General features: G+C 37.6%; 23 protein-coding genes and 1 pseudogene. 16 read left to right on the plus strand and 8 right to left on the minus strand.

Features of this window, described 5'->3' with window-relative positions; translation table 11 throughout:
- The 6 genes from FTU36_RS04790 to FTU36_RS04815 all read left to right on the plus strand — a co-directional run.
- On the plus strand, positions 1 to 179 hold a 179-nt coding region (locus FTU36_RS04790), incomplete at its 5' end, for a transposase (protein ID WP_180003507.1).
- A gap of 34 nt (positions 180 to 213) precedes the next feature.
- On the plus strand, positions 214 to 696 hold the full coding sequence (locus FTU36_RS04795) for an SH3 domain-containing protein (protein ID WP_180009663.1): 483 nt from the start codon (positions 214 to 216) through the stop codon (positions 694 to 696).
- A gap of 29 nt (positions 697 to 725) precedes the next feature.
- Entirely contained in the window at positions 726 to 1,247 is a 522-nt protein-coding gene (locus FTU36_RS04800; RefSeq protein WP_180116899.1) for a hypothetical protein, read from the plus strand.
- Positions 1,248 to 1,478: 231 nt separating this feature from the next.
- Positions 1,479 to 1,895, plus strand: coding sequence for a DNA breaking-rejoining protein (locus FTU36_RS04805; protein WP_168379498.1), 417 nt, complete (start codon positions 1,479 to 1,481; stop codon positions 1,893 to 1,895).
- A 456-nt stretch (positions 1,896 to 2,351) separates the two neighbouring features.
- Positions 2,352 to 4,322, plus strand: a complete 1,971-nt coding sequence (locus FTU36_RS04810) for a choline BCCT transporter BetT (protein ID WP_180116900.1) — start codon at positions 2,352 to 2,354, stop codon at positions 4,320 to 4,322.
- Positions 4,323 to 4,568: 246 nt separating this feature from the next.
- Positions 4,569 to 5,729, plus strand: coding sequence for an MFS transporter (locus tag FTU36_RS04815; RefSeq protein WP_180116901.1), 1,161 nt, complete (start codon positions 4,569 to 4,571; stop codon positions 5,727 to 5,729).
- A gap of 24 nt (positions 5,730 to 5,753) precedes the next feature.
- Here the strand turns inward: FTU36_RS04815 and FTU36_RS04820 are convergent.
- A pseudogene (locus tag FTU36_RS04820) lies at positions 5,754 to 7,184 on the minus strand (diguanylate cyclase).
- Positions 7,185 to 7,435: 251 nt separating this feature from the next.
- Between FTU36_RS04820 and FTU36_RS04825 the strand changes: the two are divergent.
- Positions 7,436 to 7,918 carry a hypothetical protein gene (locus FTU36_RS04825; RefSeq protein WP_078190792.1) on the plus strand — a complete coding sequence of 161 codons (483 nt, stop codon included), beginning with the start codon at positions 7,436 to 7,438 and terminating at the stop codon, positions 7,916 to 7,918.
- A 74-nt stretch (positions 7,919 to 7,992) separates the two neighbouring features.
- On the opposite strand, the gene accC is transcribed toward FTU36_RS04825, so the two are convergent.
- From accC to FTU36_RS04845, 4 genes are all read right to left on the minus strand, one after another.
- A complete protein-coding gene (gene accC, locus FTU36_RS04830; RefSeq protein WP_078190791.1) occupies positions 7,993 to 9,354 on the minus strand; it encodes an acetyl-CoA carboxylase biotin carboxylase subunit in 1,362 nt (453 codons plus the stop codon).
- 17 nt (positions 9,355 to 9,371) lie between these two features.
- Entirely contained in the window at positions 9,372 to 9,788 is a 417-nt protein-coding gene (gene accB / locus FTU36_RS04835) for an acetyl-CoA carboxylase biotin carboxyl carrier protein (RefSeq protein ID WP_078190790.1), read from the minus strand.
- 15 nt (positions 9,789 to 9,803) lie between these two features.
- Positions 9,804 to 10,259 (minus strand): type II 3-dehydroquinate dehydratase, encoded by a 456-nt coding sequence (aroQ, locus tag FTU36_RS04840; protein WP_078190789.1) that lies wholly within the window; start codon positions 10,257 to 10,259, stop codon positions 9,804 to 9,806.
- A gap of 746 nt (positions 10,260 to 11,005) precedes the next feature.
- Complete coding sequence (locus FTU36_RS04845) at positions 11,006 to 11,152, minus strand: hypothetical protein (protein WP_180116902.1); 147 nt, start codon at positions 11,150 to 11,152, stop codon at positions 11,006 to 11,008.
- Between the two features lie 226 nt (positions 11,153 to 11,378).
- On the opposite strand from FTU36_RS04845, the gene FTU36_RS04850 reads away from it, so the two are divergent.
- From FTU36_RS04850 to FTU36_RS04890, 9 genes are all read left to right on the plus strand, one after another.
- Positions 11,379 to 11,747, plus strand: a complete 369-nt coding sequence (locus tag FTU36_RS04850; RefSeq protein ID WP_078190788.1) for a hypothetical protein — start codon at positions 11,379 to 11,381, stop codon at positions 11,745 to 11,747.
- Positions 11,748 to 11,750: 3 nt separating this feature from the next.
- Positions 11,751 to 12,143: a hypothetical protein gene (locus FTU36_RS04855; protein ID WP_180005522.1), complete on the plus strand. Its 393-nt coding sequence runs from the start codon at positions 11,751 to 11,753 to the stop codon at positions 12,141 to 12,143.
- 268 nt (positions 12,144 to 12,411) lie between these two features.
- On the plus strand, positions 12,412 to 12,672 hold the full coding sequence (locus FTU36_RS04860) for a hypothetical protein (RefSeq protein WP_180064169.1): 261 nt from the start codon (positions 12,412 to 12,414) through the stop codon (positions 12,670 to 12,672).
- A 3-nt stretch (positions 12,673 to 12,675) separates the two neighbouring features.
- Positions 12,676 to 13,431: a zeta toxin gene (locus FTU36_RS04865; protein WP_257224788.1), complete on the plus strand. Its 756-nt coding sequence runs from the start codon at positions 12,676 to 12,678 to the stop codon at positions 13,429 to 13,431.
- Positions 13,432 to 13,474: 43 nt separating this feature from the next.
- Positions 13,475 to 13,720, plus strand: coding sequence for a hypothetical protein (locus FTU36_RS04870; protein ID WP_168379491.1), 246 nt, complete (start codon positions 13,475 to 13,477; stop codon positions 13,718 to 13,720).
- Between the two features lie 242 nt (positions 13,721 to 13,962).
- On the plus strand, positions 13,963 to 14,376 hold the full coding sequence (locus tag FTU36_RS04875) for a YeeE/YedE family protein (protein ID WP_168379490.1): 414 nt from the start codon (positions 13,963 to 13,965) through the stop codon (positions 14,374 to 14,376).
- A gap of 2 nt (positions 14,377 to 14,378) precedes the next feature.
- Positions 14,379 to 14,798: a DUF6691 family protein gene (locus FTU36_RS04880; RefSeq protein ID WP_168379500.1), complete on the plus strand. Its 420-nt coding sequence runs from the start codon at positions 14,379 to 14,381 to the stop codon at positions 14,796 to 14,798.
- Positions 14,798 to 15,682, plus strand: coding sequence for an MBL fold metallo-hydrolase (locus FTU36_RS04885; RefSeq protein ID WP_168379489.1), 885 nt, complete (start codon positions 14,798 to 14,800; stop codon positions 15,680 to 15,682). Before FTU36_RS04880 ends, FTU36_RS04885 begins: the two co-directional genes overlap by 1 nt.
- A 176-nt stretch (positions 15,683 to 15,858) precedes the next feature.
- Positions 15,859 to 16,620 carry an alpha/beta fold hydrolase gene (locus FTU36_RS04890; RefSeq protein WP_180116903.1) on the plus strand — a complete coding sequence of 254 codons (762 nt, stop codon included), beginning with the start codon at positions 15,859 to 15,861 and terminating at the stop codon, positions 16,618 to 16,620.
- Positions 16,621 to 16,665: 45 nt separating this feature from the next.
- Here FTU36_RS04890 and FTU36_RS04895 read toward each other — a convergent pair whose 3' ends face one another.
- Genes FTU36_RS04895 through icmH form a run of 3 tightly spaced genes read right to left on the minus strand, consistent with a single transcriptional unit; the run spans position 16,666 to position 19,106 of the window.
- Complete coding sequence (locus FTU36_RS04895) at positions 16,666 to 17,622, minus strand: M15 family metallopeptidase (protein WP_180005377.1); 957 nt, start codon at positions 17,620 to 17,622, stop codon at positions 16,666 to 16,668.
- Entirely contained in the window at positions 17,619 to 18,290 is a 672-nt protein-coding gene (locus FTU36_RS04900) for a hypothetical protein (RefSeq protein WP_180116904.1), read from the minus strand. The genes FTU36_RS04895 and FTU36_RS04900 overlap by 4 nt, the downstream gene beginning before the upstream one ends.
- Positions 18,291 to 18,302: 12 nt before the next feature.
- A complete protein-coding gene (gene icmH, locus FTU36_RS04905; protein ID WP_180116905.1) occupies positions 18,303 to 19,106 on the minus strand; it encodes a type IVB secretion system protein IcmH/DotU in 804 nt (267 codons plus the stop codon).
- Position 19,107 lies beyond the last annotated feature (1 nt).

The following is a 19,107-nucleotide window of genomic DNA, read 5'->3' on the forward strand; positions in this document are numbered from 1 at the left end:
CCGAACTAAAAATCTATAATCAGGAAATCAATAAAAGAAGAATTGGAATTGAGCATGTATTTGGCAGTTTGAAAACCTTCAAAATTCTTGCTGAGCGATATCGCAATCGAGGCAAAAGACTAGCATTAAGATTCAATCTAATTGCTGGAATTTATAACTTGGAGCTGAGTGAAAAATGACTTATGAAAGAAATCTAATCTTGAGTAATGCTTAATGAAAAAAATAATTCTACAGCTATCTCTAATCCTATTGTCATCATTTAGTTTTGCTTTTGATGGTTTGGAATTAAATGAAGAAGAATTCTATCCTTTAGCAAAGAAATATGTAAATACCAGTACTCTTAATGTTAGAAACAATCCTAAAAATGGGGAAATTGTAGAAAAGTTAGCAAGAGGTGATGCCGTTCTAATATATGATAGAAAAGATCAGTGGGAAAGATTATCAAAAGAATTTGAAAGTCCTAAATGGGTTTTATCCAAATATTTATGCGCATTTGAAAACTGCTTTCTTAAAGGTGATCTATACTCAAAAAGTACAGTGAAGAACAGTTATTCCTCGCATATAAAGAGTCAACCTAACACAAAAGTTAAAAAAACATATTCTAAAGGTTGTTCTTGTGATTCAGGCTCGTATTGTTATGGTCCAAGAGGTGGTCGTTATTGCTATACTTCCGGAGGAAATAAGAGTTACCGCTAATAAAAGCACCTTAAGGTGCTTTACCCCAATTGGGTGTTACGAATATTTTCTTAACGTGGCGCTCTCATTTAATAGCAATCTTCGCCCTCACACAAGTCGCTAAAGAATTCCGTAAATGGGTACTCGATGTACTGGAAAAAGAAGTTCTAAAACAGCAAATCGACACACGAGTAAAAATCAACGCAGAGCAGCAAGCAGAACTCAAAGAAATTATCGACCGACGTGCCCAAGGTGAACGCAAAGTACATGCAGAAATGTGGTCACGTCACAAAAAACACTTCCGCATCGCACGTTATAGCGATCTGTTGCCCATTCATTTCCACGACGCAGTAAATTACCTAGAAACTTTAGAAGTTAAGTCAAAAGGAAATATCTATATAGATGAAAAACAATTCCTAGAAATGCTCTGCGTACATGCACGAGTCTTTCAAGCGTGGTGGAACACACATAGCCCAGCATTACTCAATTCATTACTGATGAGCATGCTCAACGACAATATGTTCTCTATGAGCAGTGCCATATCAAACGTAAGTAAAAATGTGGATTCATAATGCCAAACTATGATTACGACCACATGTTTGAATTACAGACACTTTCACATGCAAGATACGGACTGCTCAAGTAAAAAATAAGCCACCTTCGTACGGTTTTTTTATATCAATGGATAACAAAAGGAAATGGCAAAAGTGCTTCGTACATCTTACGATATAAATGAAAAATCATTGATGAAGTTTAGAATTTCACATGATTAAAAATGATCAATTTAAAAATGGCACATAGTGATGAAAAAATTAACTTTGTTAGGTTCAATAACTTTGGCTTTGTCTGCGGCGGTTTCGCCAAGTGTATCTGCTGCACCAGTAAAACCCATTCAGTTTGCAAAAGGTGCTATTGGTACTACAGTTGCAGGATCATTTAAAGGCTACGATGACATTCAGTATAGTTTGAATGCTAAGGCTGGACAAACTTTAAGCTATAAGCTGACAAGCAATCATGATTTAGCCCAAATTAATATATATGCTCCTGGTGATAAACCAGGAAAAGCAGACGCTTTGGTGATTGGATCTACAACAGGAGCATCTGGAAAATTCAAGCTGCCAGAATCAGGCAATTATTTGATTCAGATCTACCAAATGCGGAATACGGCACGGAATAATAGAACAGTTAATTATAAATTGCATGTTGAAGCAGTTCGCTAAACTTACTTTATCTGGATAGCTTAGAAAGTAACCGAAGCAAAACCAACCAGATGAAATTATATAAGTGATAAAAAATATTCAAAAAACCACCAAAAAGTGGTTTTTTGAGTTTTGTATTAATTGGAAAATTATAAGAAATTAAGAAAAATGATATTGATAAATATAATGAATTTAGAATGAAGACATTAAATTGATCGTTTTCTTAATTTAATAAATTGCTTAATATTTAATTTAGTATCTAAAAATATGATAACATGTGCACATTCTAAACAGTGGCTTAGATTGAGTCAGCCTTTAATTTTCAATTTATGCACATGAATATTTTTAATATTTATCGTATAGAGCGAAATTACAATCGCCAGCACTCATCTTTACAAGCCTGTTTCTTCCGCAGTTAGCGGATATCTCTTTGATCAATTTTGATCTGTCTTACAAATAAAACGGAATAGGGAAGGTATGTCTTCATTGAAACCGTCATGGCATTCCAATGTGAATCCAAATGTGTTTATTAGCACAGTTGTTATTATCGGCATTTTCATTGCCATTGTATTTTTAGCTCCCAATGCTTTTGATCTAATTACTAAACAACTAAATCAATGGGTTACAAACTCATTCAGTTGGTTCTATGTGTTATCTGTAGCCATTTTTCTAATAGTGCTTATTTATATTGCCTGTTCAAATATGGGTAAAATTAAATTAGGTTTAGACCATAGCCAACCAAAATATAGTAATAGCTCCTGGTTTGCTATGTTATTTACTGCTGGTATGGGTATTGGCTTAATGTTTTTCGGTGTCGCGGAGCCAGTGATGCACTATGTATCACCTCCAACTGGTGATCCTGAAACGATCCAATCAGCGCAGCAAGCCATGCGCGTAACCTTCTTCCACTGGGGACTTCATGCATGGGCAATCTACACCATCGTTGGCTTAGCGTTAGCTTACTTTGCTTATAGACACAATCTACCTCTAAAAATTCGCTCTGCGTTATATCCTCTCATAGGAAAAAAAATCTATGGTCCAATCGGTGATGGTGTAGATACCTTTGCGACGATCGGTACTGTATTTGGTGTCGCAACGACATTAGGTTTTGGTGTAACCCAAATTAACTCCGGCCTGAATTATCTATTCAGGATTGAATATTCAACGACGACGCAACTAATTCTAATTGTCATTGTTACAGCTATGGCCTCTTTGTCCGTATTTATGGGCTTAGACAAGGGTATTAAACGATTATCAGAGATCAATTTAGGCTTAGCATTAACCCTCTTATTATTTGTATTTTTTGCTAGTTCAACAATATTTATATTGCAAGCGACTATACAAAATGCTGGTCAGTATTTTTCAAACTTATTTAACATGACCTTTAATTTATATGCCTATCAATCTGATGGTTGGATTGGTGGTTGGACAATTATGTACTGGGCATGGTGGATTTCATGGTCGCCATTCGTAGGTATGTTTATTGCGCGTGTGTCTGAAGGACGTACTATTCGTGAGTTTATTGTAGGTGTTTTACTTATACCAACAGGCTTCACGCTGATCTGGATGGGAGTGATGGGCAACGCTGCACTCTATAGCATCTTAAACGAAGCGAATACCTCACTGATTTCTGCAGTACAACGAGACTCATCCGTTGCGCTATTTGAGTATTTAGGAACTTTGCCATTCTCAGGCATTATGAGTTTTGTTGCGACCATATTGGTTATGCTATTTTTTGTGACTTCAGCGGACTCTGGTGCACTTGTTACAGATTATTTAACAGCTAAATCTGAGAACTCCCCAACATGGCAACGATTGTTTTGGACAACTCTAATGGCTGTTCTTGCGATTGTTTTGTTGTTTGCAGGAGGTTTAGGTGCTTTGCAATCTGCAACAATGTTGAGTGCATTACCATTCACTTTTGTAATGCTTTTAATTTGCTGGGGCTTAGTCAAAGCTCTACATTTAGATGCAACCAAGATGCAAGCATTACAGGATGCGCGTATTACACCTAGAGCAATTCATAATCCAAGAAGTTGGCAGCAACGTTTAGGATTGATTATGCATTATCCGCATACACGTGAAGAAGTTGAACAATATATTGATACAACGGTAAGCCAGGCATTTTCAAATCTACAGAAAGAGTTTAAGCGTCGTCATTTAGATGTGACGGTAAACACGATAGATGATGGCTTGCAGCTTCGTGTAAACCACCAAGATGAGATTAACTTTATCTACCAAGTAGTTGTCCAAGAAAAAAATACACCAAGCTTTATGATTGATTCAGGAGAAATTACGCAAGATTATCAAGCTGAAGTATTTTTGAGGGAAGGTGGTCAAAATTATGACATCATCGAATGGACGCAAGAAGATATCTTGCAAGATGTCATTGATCAATATGAGCGTCATCTGCATTTTTTAAATTTAGTTCGAACTAAGAGCCAATAGATAAAAAACCGCCCAAATGGGCGGTTTTTATTAACATATGAGAGTTTTATAAGTAAAAATAACATATTGTTTAATAAATAGAATAATGAGGAAATTTGATATTTTGATAAAATTGTACAAATTTTTAAATAATTTAATTAAAATAAATTTGTATACTCGTCATATCCTAACCAAGCCTTTTAGATGCAAAAGCATACAACTCTGAAAAGTTTATAACTTACTGTAAATACTAAGGAATACAGTTTGATGCTTAACATTCCAATCCAATCCAAACTCGGTGGATTCTACTTTTTCTATTATTCAATAGTGGGTACATTCATGCCGTATTGGAGTTTGTATTTAGAGGATCAAGGGTTTAGCTATCAAGAAATTGGTGTTTTATCTTCGATTGCAATTGTGACACGTTTTTTTGCGCCATTTATTTGGGGTTGGATTGCAGATAAATCCGGCAAGCGCATGCTTTTAGTCCGAATTGCAACATGGATGGAAGCCTGTATTTGGTTTCTGATTTTTATAATTCCCAACAGTTTTCAGTCTGTTGCATTACTCATGTTGGTATTTAGTTTCTTTCAAAATGCCATATTGGCTCAATTTGAAGGGGTAACTTTATTTTGGTTAGCTGAGCGTCGTGCAGAACTTTATGGAAAAGTCAGAAAATGGGGATCAGTTGGCTTCATTGTTGGAGTATTTGGAATAGGGGCTTTGCTAGAAATTATACCTGTTTCAATGCTTCCTATCATGTTGTTATGCATTGCATTTCTCGCATTTATTTGGTCATTTACGATTAAAGAGCCCGCTACTGCACCATCATCTCAGAAAAAACTTGAACCACTTTGGCCTATCTTAAAACGGCCTGTTGTAGAGAGTTTTTTTATCATTGAATTTTTTCTGCTCTTTTCACATGCGCCGTTTTATAGTTTTTATAGTAACTACCTTAAGCAAGCTGATTTTTCGACGAGCCAAATCGGTTTTTTATGGTCTGTCGGAGTCATTGCAGAAATCATTATGTTTGCCTATGCCAATGTCTTTTTTAATCGATATTCTTGGCGTAACTTAGTGCTCATTTGTCTAGGGCTAACAGGGATGCGATGGTTGATAGTTGGCTTATATCCGACGGTGTTTATCACTCAATTTGCTGCGCAAACGATTCATGCCTTTAGTTTTGGGTTATTCCACTTAATCGCGATGCGAATCATTTTTCAAAATTTTACCGCAAGTCAACAAGGGCGAGGTCAAGCGCTATACAGTACCATGTGGGGCTTAGGTGTTGCGAGTGGTAGTATTTTAGCAGGCCGATATTGGGACATGCTTTCGGGACCCGTTATTTTTATGATCGCAGGACTGGTGGTTATACCTGCCATGTTTTTGGTCGTGGGTTTGCCTAAAACGATCCAAAAGCTAGCTTGAAACAATTCAGTATTTTGATAAATCTCAATGAACTAAAATCACCTGATTACGACCGAGCTCTTTGGCTTGATATAAGGCCTGATCGGCTTGATTAATCATACTTTGTAAACTTGGAGCATTGGGCAAAGACTGATGGATCAGACCAATACTCACCGTAATATAAATCGTATTTTGTTCATCAATGATGATAGGCGTAGTTTCAACGACTTTTCGGATACGTTCAGCAATACCTTGAGCTTCAGGTGCTGCAATGTTCGTGAGTAATACACTAAACTCTTCACCACCAATACGTGCAAATAAATCAGTTTCACGTAAATTCTTACGCACAATACTCGAAAATTCTTGTAAAACTTGGTCACCGACATAATGCCCATATTGATCATTCAATTTTTTAAAATGATCAATATCCATCATGATAATGGAAAAGTTAAGCTGAATTTGGTTTTGTAGGTAAAGTTCACCTTGCTCGAAAAAATATCGACGATTCATCGCATGCGTTAAACTATCATGATTTGCAAGGTATAAAACCTCTTTATATAGTTCGTGCCGATTTCGGCTAATAATACAAAGAATCAACGGTGAGAGAATCAGCATGGCTAGGCCAATGCGGACTGAAATTGCTGTCGATAAATAGGCAAGCGAAGAATCGTGTAAGTAGAACGCATTTAAATTGTAATAGGTCGCTAAAATTACCACGGCATTAATCAGTGATAAGGTAAATAATCGATAGGTTAATGCTGCCCAAATTAGAGCCGCTAAAGGGTAGAGAATTGCCCCTGGGCCTGTAGAAACTGCTGTTAAAAATACACAGAAGACAACTGCAATTGCCGGAAATATTTTATTGATCTGAAAGCTTTGATGACGTCGATCTTTGAAATAAAGTTTCAGATCGGCCAGTTTAGGAAAAGACAGAATAAGCGGTAATATAATCAGCGCATTTAATATTTCGGTAATCCACCACATACCAAAATCAATCGACAATCGATTGGTCGACATAAACGTATTGGGTATATAAGGTACGGTGAAAATAGCAAAAAGAGCACCCGCAAGACATCCACCGCAGGCGACGATGACAATCATGGTCAGAAAGGTTAAACCTTTATTATAGTTTTGATAGTTCACCTGAAAATATCGCATAAAAAATAGCGATACCATGCTGTTGGTTAAATTCGAAAAAGTGAGAAATAGGGTGAGTTGGAAATAATTGCCCGTCACTAAATCGGCGAGCATATAACCGGTAAATGCACCTAACCATCCTCCCAGATTACTGAGTTTGGGGAACCTTCAGAATAATGCTAACAATACTGCATTCGCAGGCCAAAAAATCGCTAAATAGCTTAATGGGCGGCTGAAAATACCGACTAAGCAGCAGCAAAAAATAACTGCAGCGACTATGACAAAAGCCATGCTGTGGCGTGTATTAAGCGGAGCAAGACTATTCGAATGCAGTTTCATTAGCTTATGTAAGCCTAAGTTAAATATGGGAGAATTCGTTTTTTTCGTATATTAAACGATAAAAATGATTTTATATTATTTTATTGTAAATAGTGTGATTTGTTTGGCATTTAGCTGATTTGTAGTTTCGTTAACGAAGATTGATTTTCTGGATAAAGATGAAAAATGATTGTTATGAAAATGTGATAAACCGCGGATTTGTAAAAAAATGTGTTACTTTAAGAGCATGATTTATATGACTGATTAAATGTATGAAAATAGCATATCTTACAGTTTTACTCATGTTGAGTTCATCGTTGGTGATGGCGGCAGATAATAAGAATACAACTCAAAATTCAGAGGCTAAAAATCAAGTTGAAGCGGTGAATAGCTTTAGGGTGACAACACGTTCTGAATTGGTTGGCTTATGGGGCATGGAAATTCCGACCAATAAAAAGTGCGTCGAATATTATAATTTTAAGAGTAATAATGATGTTGTGATTAAAAGCGGTGAAGAGTGGTCATCAGGGGTGTATGACTATCAACCTGCGCAAGATCCGAATGTGCAAATTCCAGCACTGATTTTGCAAGTGAAATATGACAATAATCAGATGGATTGTTCGGGCAATATTCAAGATCAAACCGGCGAAATTTCACAGTACTTTGTAAAGTGGAAAAGTCCATCGGTTATTAATTTCTGTGCCAATGATCAGGCTCAGCAGTGTTTTGCGACATTGCGTCGAGTATTGCCTTAAGCATGACATATTGATATTTCTTCTTATGAAAATAAAAAACCACTCATTTGAGTGGTTTTTTTGACGCTGAAGATTTATTTATCTTCATGTCCTTCGACTTTCTTTAATAGATGCTTTTCAAGATAGTGAATATCCATTGCTTGTTCGCAGAAATTTTTATCTTGAAGAATCAAATCTTTATGTAGGGGAATATTGGTTTTCACGCCAGTTAAGATAATCTCTTCGAGAGCTTGTTTCATACGCGCAATAGAGGTGTCACGGTCTTTACCATGCGCAATGAGTTTTGCAATCATTGAATCATAGTATGGTGGGATGCTATATCCTTGATAGATATGAGAATCTAGTCGGATACCTGCGCCACCCGGTGCATAAAAATGATCGATTTTTCCCGGTGAAGGCATAAATGTAGATGGATCTTCTGCATTAATACGACATTCAATCGCATGACCTTTAAGTTGAATATCTTCTTGTTGAAGATCCAAACCTAAGCCAGCAGCAATGCGTAATTGTTGCTCGATAATATCCACACCAGTTACTTGCTCAGTAACAGGATGTTCTACTTGTACACGAGTATTCATTTCAATAAAAAAGAATTCACCTTCTTCAAATAAGAACTCGAATGTACCAGCACCACGGTATTGCATTAATTTACAAGCATTTACACACGCTTCAAGAATATGCGCACGTGCTTCTTCAGGTAAACCCGGTGCAGGCGCTTCTTCAAGCACTTTTTGATGGCGACGTTGCAATGAACAGTCACGATCATAAAGGTGAATTGCATGGCCATTACCATCTGCAAGAACTTGCACTTCGACATGGCGTGGCTTTTGAAGGAAACGTTCCATATAAACGGTGTCGTCACCAAACCACATTTCCGCATCACGTTGAGCAGCTTGTACAGATTCGAGTAGCGTGTCTACACGTTCAACGATACGCATACCACGACCACCACCACCTGAGGCAGCTTTTACAATCAATGGAAAGCCAATTTCTTTGGCTTCTGCCAATGCATTGTGAATCGTTACAGCATGGTCACAACCCGGAACAGTTGGTACACCAGCTTTTTTCATCGCAATAATGGCAGAAACTTTGTTCCCCATTAAGCGAATGTGTTCAGGACGCGGACCGATAAAGATAAAACCTGAGTTTTCTACAATTTCAGCAAACTCAGCGTTTTCAGATAAGAAACCATAACCTGGATGGATGGCATCTGCACCGGTGATTTCAGCCGCTGTAATAATGGCAGGTATATTGAGATAACTTTCGCTGCTGGCACCTGGTCCAATGCACACAGCTTCGTCACAGAAGCGTAAGTGCATTAGGTCTTTGTCGGCATCGGAATAAATCCCTACGGTTTTAATTCCTAAAGTTTTGCAAGCGCGGGTGATGCGGAGCGCAATCTCACCACGGTTTGCAATTAAAACTTTTTGCAACATTGTGATTCCCCGTGGTCTTAAGCGCGATAGCGGAATAATGGTTGACCGAATTGGATCACTTCGCCATTTTTAACCAAAATTTCTTCAATCACACCGCTTTGAGTTGCTTCAATTGGGTTCATGATTTTCATTGCTTCGATGATACCGAGTGTTTCACCAGCAGATACAGTTTGACCAACTTTAACAAATGGTGCTTCACCTGGATTTGGCGCAGCATAGAACACACCAACCATAGGAGACGGCTCAACAGCACCACGTGGTGAACGAGGTGCAGCAGGTGCAGCGGCGGGAGCAGCCATAGCAGGCGCAGCGGCAGCAACAACTGGATTGCGACGAGTTAGAGCGATAGATTGATCGCCTTCTTTAACTTCAATCGCCTGTAAGTCAGATTCAATCATCAAATCGATGAGTTTCTTGATTTTACGGATATCCATGAACAGTATTCCTAATTAAGATTGAGAAGTTGGTTGAATTTTTTCGATGGCGAAGTCTAGTGCTGCGGCATAACCTTTTGCACCTAAACCACAAATAACGCCAACGGCTTTATCAGATAGATAGGAGTGATGTCTAAATGCTTCACGAGCGTGGACATTTGATAGATGTACTTCGATAAACGGAATGGCTACACCAAGAAGGGCATCACGCACAGCAACCGAAGTATGTGTTAGGGCTGCTGGATTAATAATGATGAATTGAACGCCTTCTTGTTGCGCTTGATGAATTCGGTCGACGACAGCGCCTTCCCAATTACTTTGGAAAGTGTCGAGAGAAATGGAAGCGTTTTGAGCCTGTGAAATCAGTTTTTGGTTGATATCTTCAAGTGTCAGATAGCCGTAAACTTCGGGTTCACGTTTTCCCAGTAAGTTGAGATTCGGTCCATGAATGACCAAAATGGTCGAGCTCATTCAGCCTGCTCCAATAAAAAGTTGCAAATTTACTTTGCAAGATACCTGCAAAGTTTGCTCATTATGGCATAAAATTCCACATTTTTTTTATAATTTCTTTGAATTGACGTGAAAAGCATGTGCCGAGAATGGGCTATATAATGCGAACTTTGCATAGAATTGGCAATGTTAAAAAATTACATTTTTATCATTATATTGTAGGACATCATTTTAAACCCAATTGGCTAAAACTGTTGATATCTTTTGTGTAAACTTGCTTTATCGTGGTGCATGCGTTTAGCAATAACCAGTATAAATGATTTGAAAGGTGAGATGGCTTGTACATTTGTCTTATAGATCGTCAGTTGAACAGCCTACGCAAGCATAGTCGTAAAGATGGTATTTATACAGCGACTTAAAAAATTCTAAGGTTTAACTTATTTCACGCGTAAAGGAATCTAAATTGTTCTCAGTTTTCAATCGAGTTATTTGAAAGCATAAATCAGGTTTGTGTGCTAAGTATATAAAAATTAAAAGATAGTTACTTTTTCTATGGTTTATAAAGCATATTTCTAGGCCAATGAAATTTTTTTCATAGATGATAGGGCTCAAGCTAGATATTTTGTTTGCCTTAGCGAATTAAATATTCTGTGGGAGCATTTCCTTATAAGTAGGCAGCTTTAGATATGATGAACATTTATTGCCTAGCTAAGTCATACTTTATAGACCTATATATAAGCGTATTAACCATCCTGTGTATTTTCTAGTCAGTGTTTTGAATCTATGAAACGTGCAAGGCATTGACGATTTCTTTCATAAATCATGTAAGTTTGGAAAATCGGGTATTTGTCCAAATTTGCACAGGCATTGGCAAAAGTTAAATCTGTGGTGGTAAAGAAGCTTGCTGTTTGCATGCTGATTCTATTTTTTATTCGTCTATTTCTATGTTTTAGCGGTATATGTGTTGAATAAGTTTCCTTTCTTCTTGTTTATACTTTTAGGTGGAATCTACCGCATTGAGTCTTTTTCTATAAATGAATTGATAAAACAAGGCTCGAATGCTTTCCCGCGGAAAAAATTTATCTATATAAGTGTAATTCACGGTAGAATGCCCGAAACCTATATGGCCTGAGAACAAACATGGCAAAACATACGCAAAATTCATCACCTTTGGCAGAATTGATTGCAGAACAAAAACTTTTATGTGAAGAAGTGGGTTCTGCATATGTAGAAGTGCAGGGCGATGATGTAATTGCGGTGGCTGTTCATACCTTAAATAAAGATCCAATTGTTGGTATTCGTAAGCCTGCAGAAGGTGATGAAAATGTCAGTTGGTATATTTATGGTGGTGAGCTTGAAGGCGCAGATAACTTTGAAACAATGACTGTGCGTAAACTGCAAGATGTTGTGCCTGAAGTGCTACCGTATTTAGCTTTGGATGTAGGCTATCGTTTTATGATCGATGCTGATGATTATGAAGATGTCTGGAAAGAAGGTGATGAGGCTTAATTTATGCATTCTCCGTTGATGTATAAACTTTATGTCCTTATTTTCTCTGTGTTTACTGCTTCTGTAGCATATGCAAATGTGAATGAAGCGGTTACTCCACAACTGACTCAAGCTGAATATAATGCTCAGATAAAAGCATATACTGAGCAAATTAATTCAACCAAAGCCATTTTGGATGACCCAGCCTCTACAGCAACTGGTCAGCAGCAAACTCAAGCTTTTTGTTTAAGATTGAATGCATATCGACAGATTTTAGAAATCTCTCAACAAAATTCAGCTCTTGAAATGGCCAATCTAATGCAAGTGGCTTCACAGCATTATTTACAACAACAGCAACAAAGTATGCAGTCGTCTGGACTAAACGAAAGTGCGTTTTGTTCGAGTCCTACAAAATAAATTGAGACGTAAACTTTTTCTTCTAAAACTTTTTGGATTCTATTCGGTGATAAATCTAACGTGGATAACCTTTACATGATTCATGATGTAGCATCCGCACACATTTACTCATATACGACATTCTATTCGAGTACGATAATCAAATGATTTAATCACTTTGAATTTTTATCGAGTTTCTCTCAGTATGGTTGATGGATAAATAGACAAATATTGCGAGTATGATAAGATGATTGAACACATTATTTTTGATGTTTGAGGAGTTGTTTACATGACAGCTTATACTTCAGTAATGAAAGCAAGCCAATATGAGGATGATATGATCCCAGGCCTTGCTATACATGCATTTCGCCATGCTTTTGAACAAGCAAGTGCGTCATCCACTGTGGTTTATGTAAAAGGTCTACAACTGGTTCAACGTCTGCAAAATGGTCAAGAAGTACAAATAAAAGATGTTTCAGCCGACTTTGTACAAGTGGATGATCTACCTAAAATTTTAAAACGTAAAAAGAAAATAGAGGAAATTGTTTAATACATGCCTCCACAGCCTCGCATTAGAATGTTCGCGGGTCCAAATGGTTCAGGTAAAAGCACAGTTAAAGAATATTTATTGCCCCATCATATTGGGGCATATTTAAACGCGGATGAACTTGAAGCTCAACTGAAACATTCACACCGGCTCAATTTGTTGGATTATCATCCCGCTTTAAAATCAGAAGCATTAATTAACTTTCTCGATACGAAAAAACGTCCCGCTGATGGAGACTTTATTCCGCTATTAGCACGTAAACCTCAGATATTAGATCCCTGGAAAATTGAATTTCATCCAGATCAGATTGATTCATATCTTTGTGCAAGAATTATCGATTACATCCGTTTGCAGTTTTTAGAACTAAAAATTAGTTTTACCTTTGAAACGGTGATGTCCCATATTTCCAAGGTGGAGTTTCTACGCGAAGCAAAAAGAAAAGGCTTTCGAACCTATCTATATTATGTTTCCACTATTGATCCTGTTATCAATATTTCACGTGTTCAGTACCGCGTGAAAACGGGTGGACATGGTGTGCCAGAACAAAAAATTCGCGAACGTTATTATCGAAGTATGGATCTGTTAATGCAGGCGGTAGAAGCAACGGATCGTAGTTATTTATTTGATAACTCTGCCGATGGACAGCATGCTTCTTTCATTGCGGAAATTGAACAAGCTGAAATTTTAAAGATGAATTCAGGTATTCAGCGTTTACCTTGGTGGTTTGTAGATAAGGTGCTCAAAGAGTTTGAGCCAAATTAATATCAACTGAACGTAATAAAAAACAAAATAACAGGATGAACCTATGCAAAATAACGACTATGAATTACAACAACATTCAAACTCATCTCCATTAGATCAAACTCATCTTGATCAAGCCATTGAGCAGCAAGCTGAACAAGAACAGCAAAAAAATAATACATCATCTGATCCTTTATCTTCTCTAGATTTGACTGACTTAGCTGAAATTGGTTCGAATATTATAGAATTGGGTTCAGATGCTTTAACATGGGTGAGCGATGCACTCAGCGATATCAGTATTGATCTATAAATTATCTATTATTTCAATTAACTTCATAATAAACAGCCTTTATTGAAAAATCTCCGAGGAAATATTTCGTGATTTTTCAAGTTTATAAATTAATTCTAAATAAAACTAATCAAACACTCTTGAAGCGTTAAATTTTTCAATCAGGAAAAGGCAAGTCAGAACGAATATTTCGGTTGGAGAGCTTGCATCTTTTTTTAAATAACATATTATAAAAACATATATTGTTTTTGTGGCTGATGAATATGCATCCATTTCTAACCGCTTTTCTCGGCGGGACCTTATTGGGCCTAGCCGCAGTTGGCTACCTATACGTACATGGTCGAATCGCCGGTATCAGTGGTTTAATTGCGCAAATGTTGAATCCTCAAACGATTTTAAAAACACCTGCGATATGGTTTTTAGCGGGACTTTTTATTGTGCCTTTTATCTACGGGAAAATGACCTCTGTGACAATTGAACTGGATGCAAGCCCATGGATGATGATCATTGCCGGGGTATTGGTTGGATTCGGAACGAGATTAGGTTCAGGTTGTACTAGCGGTCATGGCATTTGCGGTATTAGTCGTCTTTCTAAGCGTTCATTCTTTGCAACTGCTAGTTTTATGTTGGCTGGGATTATCACAGTTTATGTAATGAGACATGTAATCGGAGCTTAATGATGAAAAATATATTGGCTTTTATTTTTGGTGGAATTTTCTCATTAGGTTTAATGATTTCGGGCATGTCTAATCCAGAAAAGGTCTTAAGTTTCCTTGATATTACAGGGCAGTGGGATGCGAGTTTAGCTTTTGTGATGATGGGAGCCATTGCAGTTGCATTTATTCCATTTCAAATGGCCGTTCGTCAATCAAAACCGACAACCTTTGATAGGAAGGCGATTGAATTACCGAGTAATAATCAAATTGATGCAAAACTCGTCATGGGGAGTGTTATCTTTGGAATAGGTTGGGGGATTGCTGGGATTTGTCCTGCGCCAGCCTTTACTTTGATCGGTCTTGGTTATTATCAAGCGATTTATTTTGTTATAGCGATGTTTGCAGGCGTCTATCTACATCGTAAAATTTCGGGAGCAAAGTAATGTCAAATCGTGCACAGGTACAACATTTTTTTGATGAAAATACCAATACATTTAGTTATGTGGTATCTGATCCGCAAACAAATCGATGTGCGATTATAGACAGTGTATTGGATTATGATGCTGCTTCCGCAACTACTCAAACTAAGCATGCAGATTTGATTATTCGTTATATCCAAGAAAATAGCCTAAGCGTAGAATGGATTTTAGAAACGCATGTGCACGCAGATCACTTAACGGCATCACAATATTTAAAACAGGTTCTTGGTGGCAAAATTGCGATGAGCCATAACATCAAGATTGTGCAGGAAACATTCAGCGCCATTTATAATTTTGATGTGAAATATTTTAATTCACATCAGTCTTTTGATTATTTATTTGCAGATCATGAAGCATTTAAAATCGGCGAGTTAAATGCGTATAACATTCCAACGCCTGGACACACACCTGCTTGTCTGAGCTATGTGGTTGGTGATGATGCTGTGTTTGTCGGTGATACCTTATTTATGCCTGATTATGGCACAGCACGCTGTGATTTTCCCAAGGGCAGTGCAGCAGTATTATTCGATTCAGTACAAAAGATTTATCAGTTAGCACCTGAAATGCGCTTGTTTTTATGCCATGACTATTTACCAGAAAATCGGTCAGAATACTGCTGTGAAAGCAGTGTACATGCACAAAAGGAGCAGAATATTCATATTCACGTTGGTACGAAAAAAGAAGATTTTGTCACAATGCGAACTCAGCGTGATGCAAATTTGGCTATGCCAAAACTGATTTTACCTGCAATACAAATCAATATGGATGCAGGTAAATTTCCAAAACCAGAAGGGAATGGTATTCGCTATTTAAAAATTCCTTTTAATCACTTTAAATCTGCAAATTAAAGACAAAAATCCTTTAGGTTGATTGCGGTTGGCTATTTTATTTATAAAATAGCCTAAGCAATTTAAATCATATACCACATACAAATAGCCTAAGTAAGACTAATAATTTTTAACTGTCATTTGATTTCATTCCATCAACTAGGCATCATAATATCAACATAGCAAAGTATTCAAAAATGATCCTAAATTACGAATATCATCAAAAATTAGAGGGCGAAACGCATCCACTAGTCTTTATTCACGGTTTATTTGGCAGCCTCAGTAACTTAGGGATGCTTGCCAGAGCTTTTCAAAATTCACATTCTGTCATTCAGCTTGATTTACGAAACCATGGTAAATCACCTCAAAGTACAGAAATGGATTATCGTGAGATGGCAAACGATGTACTTGAGACATTAGATGCGATTGGCATCGATAAGTTCTCAGTGATTGGCCATTCCATGGGTGGCAAGGTCGCAATGCAATTGGCTTTAATCTCAGAGCGGGTAGAGCAACTTGTTGTATTGGATATCGCGCCCTTTGCATATCAAGAACGTCATCATGATGAAATTTTTACAGCTTTGATTGCTGTACAAAATGCACAAATTCAATCTAGACAACAAGCGGTTGAAATTATGCGTGAGTATATTCATTTCGATATGGTGATACAGTTTCTGCTCAAGTCTTTTAGCAAAGGACAATGGTTGTTTAATGTAGATGCGTTGTATAAACAATATGACCAGATTATTGGTTGGGAAAATATTGAAAATACTTGGCAACAGCCTGTATTGTTCATCAAAGGTGGAGAGTCACCTTATATTTCAAAAGTGGAACATACCAATACGATAGAACAACAATTTCCACATGCGAAAATTGTAGAGATAGAAGGCGCAGGCCATTGGTTACATGCAGATAAAACAACTGACGTTTTAGAGCAAATACAAAATTATCTAGAATAATACAATGTGCCTTCAATTATATTTTGAAGGCACAACATCGAAATATTACTCAATCGAAATGTTATTGGCTTGAAGCTGACCTTCAGAGGTGAGTAGTGCCGCCATCTCTGCAGTTTTTTTCAGGCCTGGCATACGATATTCTGTATGGCCATAATCTTGAATGGATTTCCAGCGTCCGCCCCATGTTAAACCGACAGACTCAGCGGCTTGACCGTAAAGTTGATAACCACGCATAGCCCAAGGGTCTCTTTCAGTAATGACCACTTTTCCATTGCGTTTAAAGGCGACATCGGCTGCTAAACCAAACTGATGATAACTTTGGAAGCCACGGGCACGAGTGGTATTTTTATTGGTGGCTAAATTATTTTGACGTTCTGGACTACGATAACCTTCAAGCAAAATCATTTCATAGCCATGTTGTTCACGCATGATTTTGAACACCATCAATAAACGCTGCTTATAACGAGGGTTCATTTTATGCCATTTACGATCTGCTGAAGGCACATCCGTAGAGTATGAATGCGTATGGATATCTTGAACTTCTGGATTGAAGCTTGAGGCCATAACAGATGGCTGCTCAATCATTGCAGCTTCTTCTGCAATTGCTTCTTGAACAAGATATTCTTCGACTTCAGGAGGTGCATCTAAAACTTGCCCATCGAGCATCGAGTAAATTTGAGGATCGACTTTGCGTAAATAATCTGCTTCTACTTTACTTGCAGTAATCGGGCGAGTAAAAGCAAATAATAAAATACTGGCAAACAGTAAAAAGCCTGCAAATAAAATCCACCATTGTTGTAAATGCCAGTGTGATTGAATCTGTTGTGGTGCTGCAGCATAGTTCAGTTCATAAGCAAAATTTTTGGCGTGTTGAATTCTTTTTTTACTTTGTGGAATAATTTGAAAGAAAAAATCTTGAACTTTAATTCTTAGCTCATAAGAAAAGCAAAGCACTGTCACCAGTGCTAAGACAAAGAAACAACTAACCAAAAAAATGATCATGGAGAAACTGTAGCGCTCACAGTCGCATTGGCAGTGCTTGTTGCAGCAACCACTTTTGGACGTTTGGTTTCAGAAATTTGCGTTCCGCCCATCGGTTCTTCGAAGTGCTCATCTTCTTTTACTGCTTTCGTAGATGGCTCTGTAGGCTTGGTCACCTTGGCTGTTGTTGGCGCAGCTTTAGGTTTTGCTAATGTGGTTGGAATATGTTGTTTAACGGTTGTTGTAGCAGCTACAACAGGGCGCTGCGGTTGGGTAATTTCAAAAGGCGAACGGTTATTCGCTACAGCTTGAACAGGCTGAGTCACTTTTGTTGTATTTCCATGATTGAAAGCGGTAGCTAAATCATTCGAATATAAACCATTATCCGGATCTTTTTCTTCAGTTGCATGAACGGTTTGCGGTGCTTTTTCAGCTGAAGCTTGTTCATTTTCACTTTGACGGGGCGCAGCGGATACCTCAGTTTCAGTTTTATCTTCAGTTGAGGTAGAAGTAGTCATCTCTGTATTTGCAGGCTGATCGTCAGAACTTAGATAAAAATATCCCAGGCCAGCAACAATAATGACCGCTGCACCAACAAGAAAGCCAATCGCAGCATGAGCTAAAGGCGGTAAATTATTCTTTTGAGTCGACTGTAAAATTCTAACGTTATTCGATTTTTCGTTTGCCATGGTGTCTAAGTCTTATGGTAAATGAATGGTGATATAAGCCTGTTCCGATGGTGCAGTTATGACATTTTGATATTGTGATAACGCCTGATTATTTTGACTGGATAACATATATTTCAGTCCACCAAATGCTAATACAGCAAACAAAGCCCAAAAGATAATGATCCAAAAAAATGGTAATTCACGGTGAATAATGTTTTTAATTTGATCCGGCAGTGCCGCGAAAGGCGAAAACGCCTTTTTACCTTTCATATAATCAATTTCATCACCGACACGTGCAACGAGTGAATTGAGCATTTCAATCGATTCAAGTCGGTATTTACCATGAAAACCAAGGAGCATGCAGTAATGATAAACTTCAAGTGCTGCTAAACGATCTTTATTCTTAGAACGAATTTGCTCTAAATTTTCAAAAAAGCGGTAACCCGCAAGCTGTGAACCAAAAAGACTTAATTGCAATGGATTCATCATCCAATTGTTTTGTAAATCAAAAAAGCGTGCATCTTGTTGGGTGACAATGGTTTCATCTAATAAAGCGCAATAGGCATATTTTGCGTCCGTGATATCTTCATTGCTGAATTGAAGCTTACGGGCTTGGCTTTCAAATCGGTTTAATAGATCCATAATTTTTGTCCTGAAACTTTCAGGGCTGGATGGAACATATTGATTTTTGAGTAAGAAAACAATGTAAAACCCATCATGCAGTAGATCAACTAAATTAGTTGAACTGTTGATTGTCGGTTCAGCACTTGGTTTTGAAGAGCCTAATCCTATTTGACCGTCGTCAAAAAGTGAAGGGGCATTATTTGAAATATTCATG

This window comes from Acinetobacter sp. YH12096, from assembly GCF_013419215.1.
Lineage (GTDB): Bacteria > Pseudomonadota > Gammaproteobacteria > Pseudomonadales > Moraxellaceae > Acinetobacter > Acinetobacter amyesii.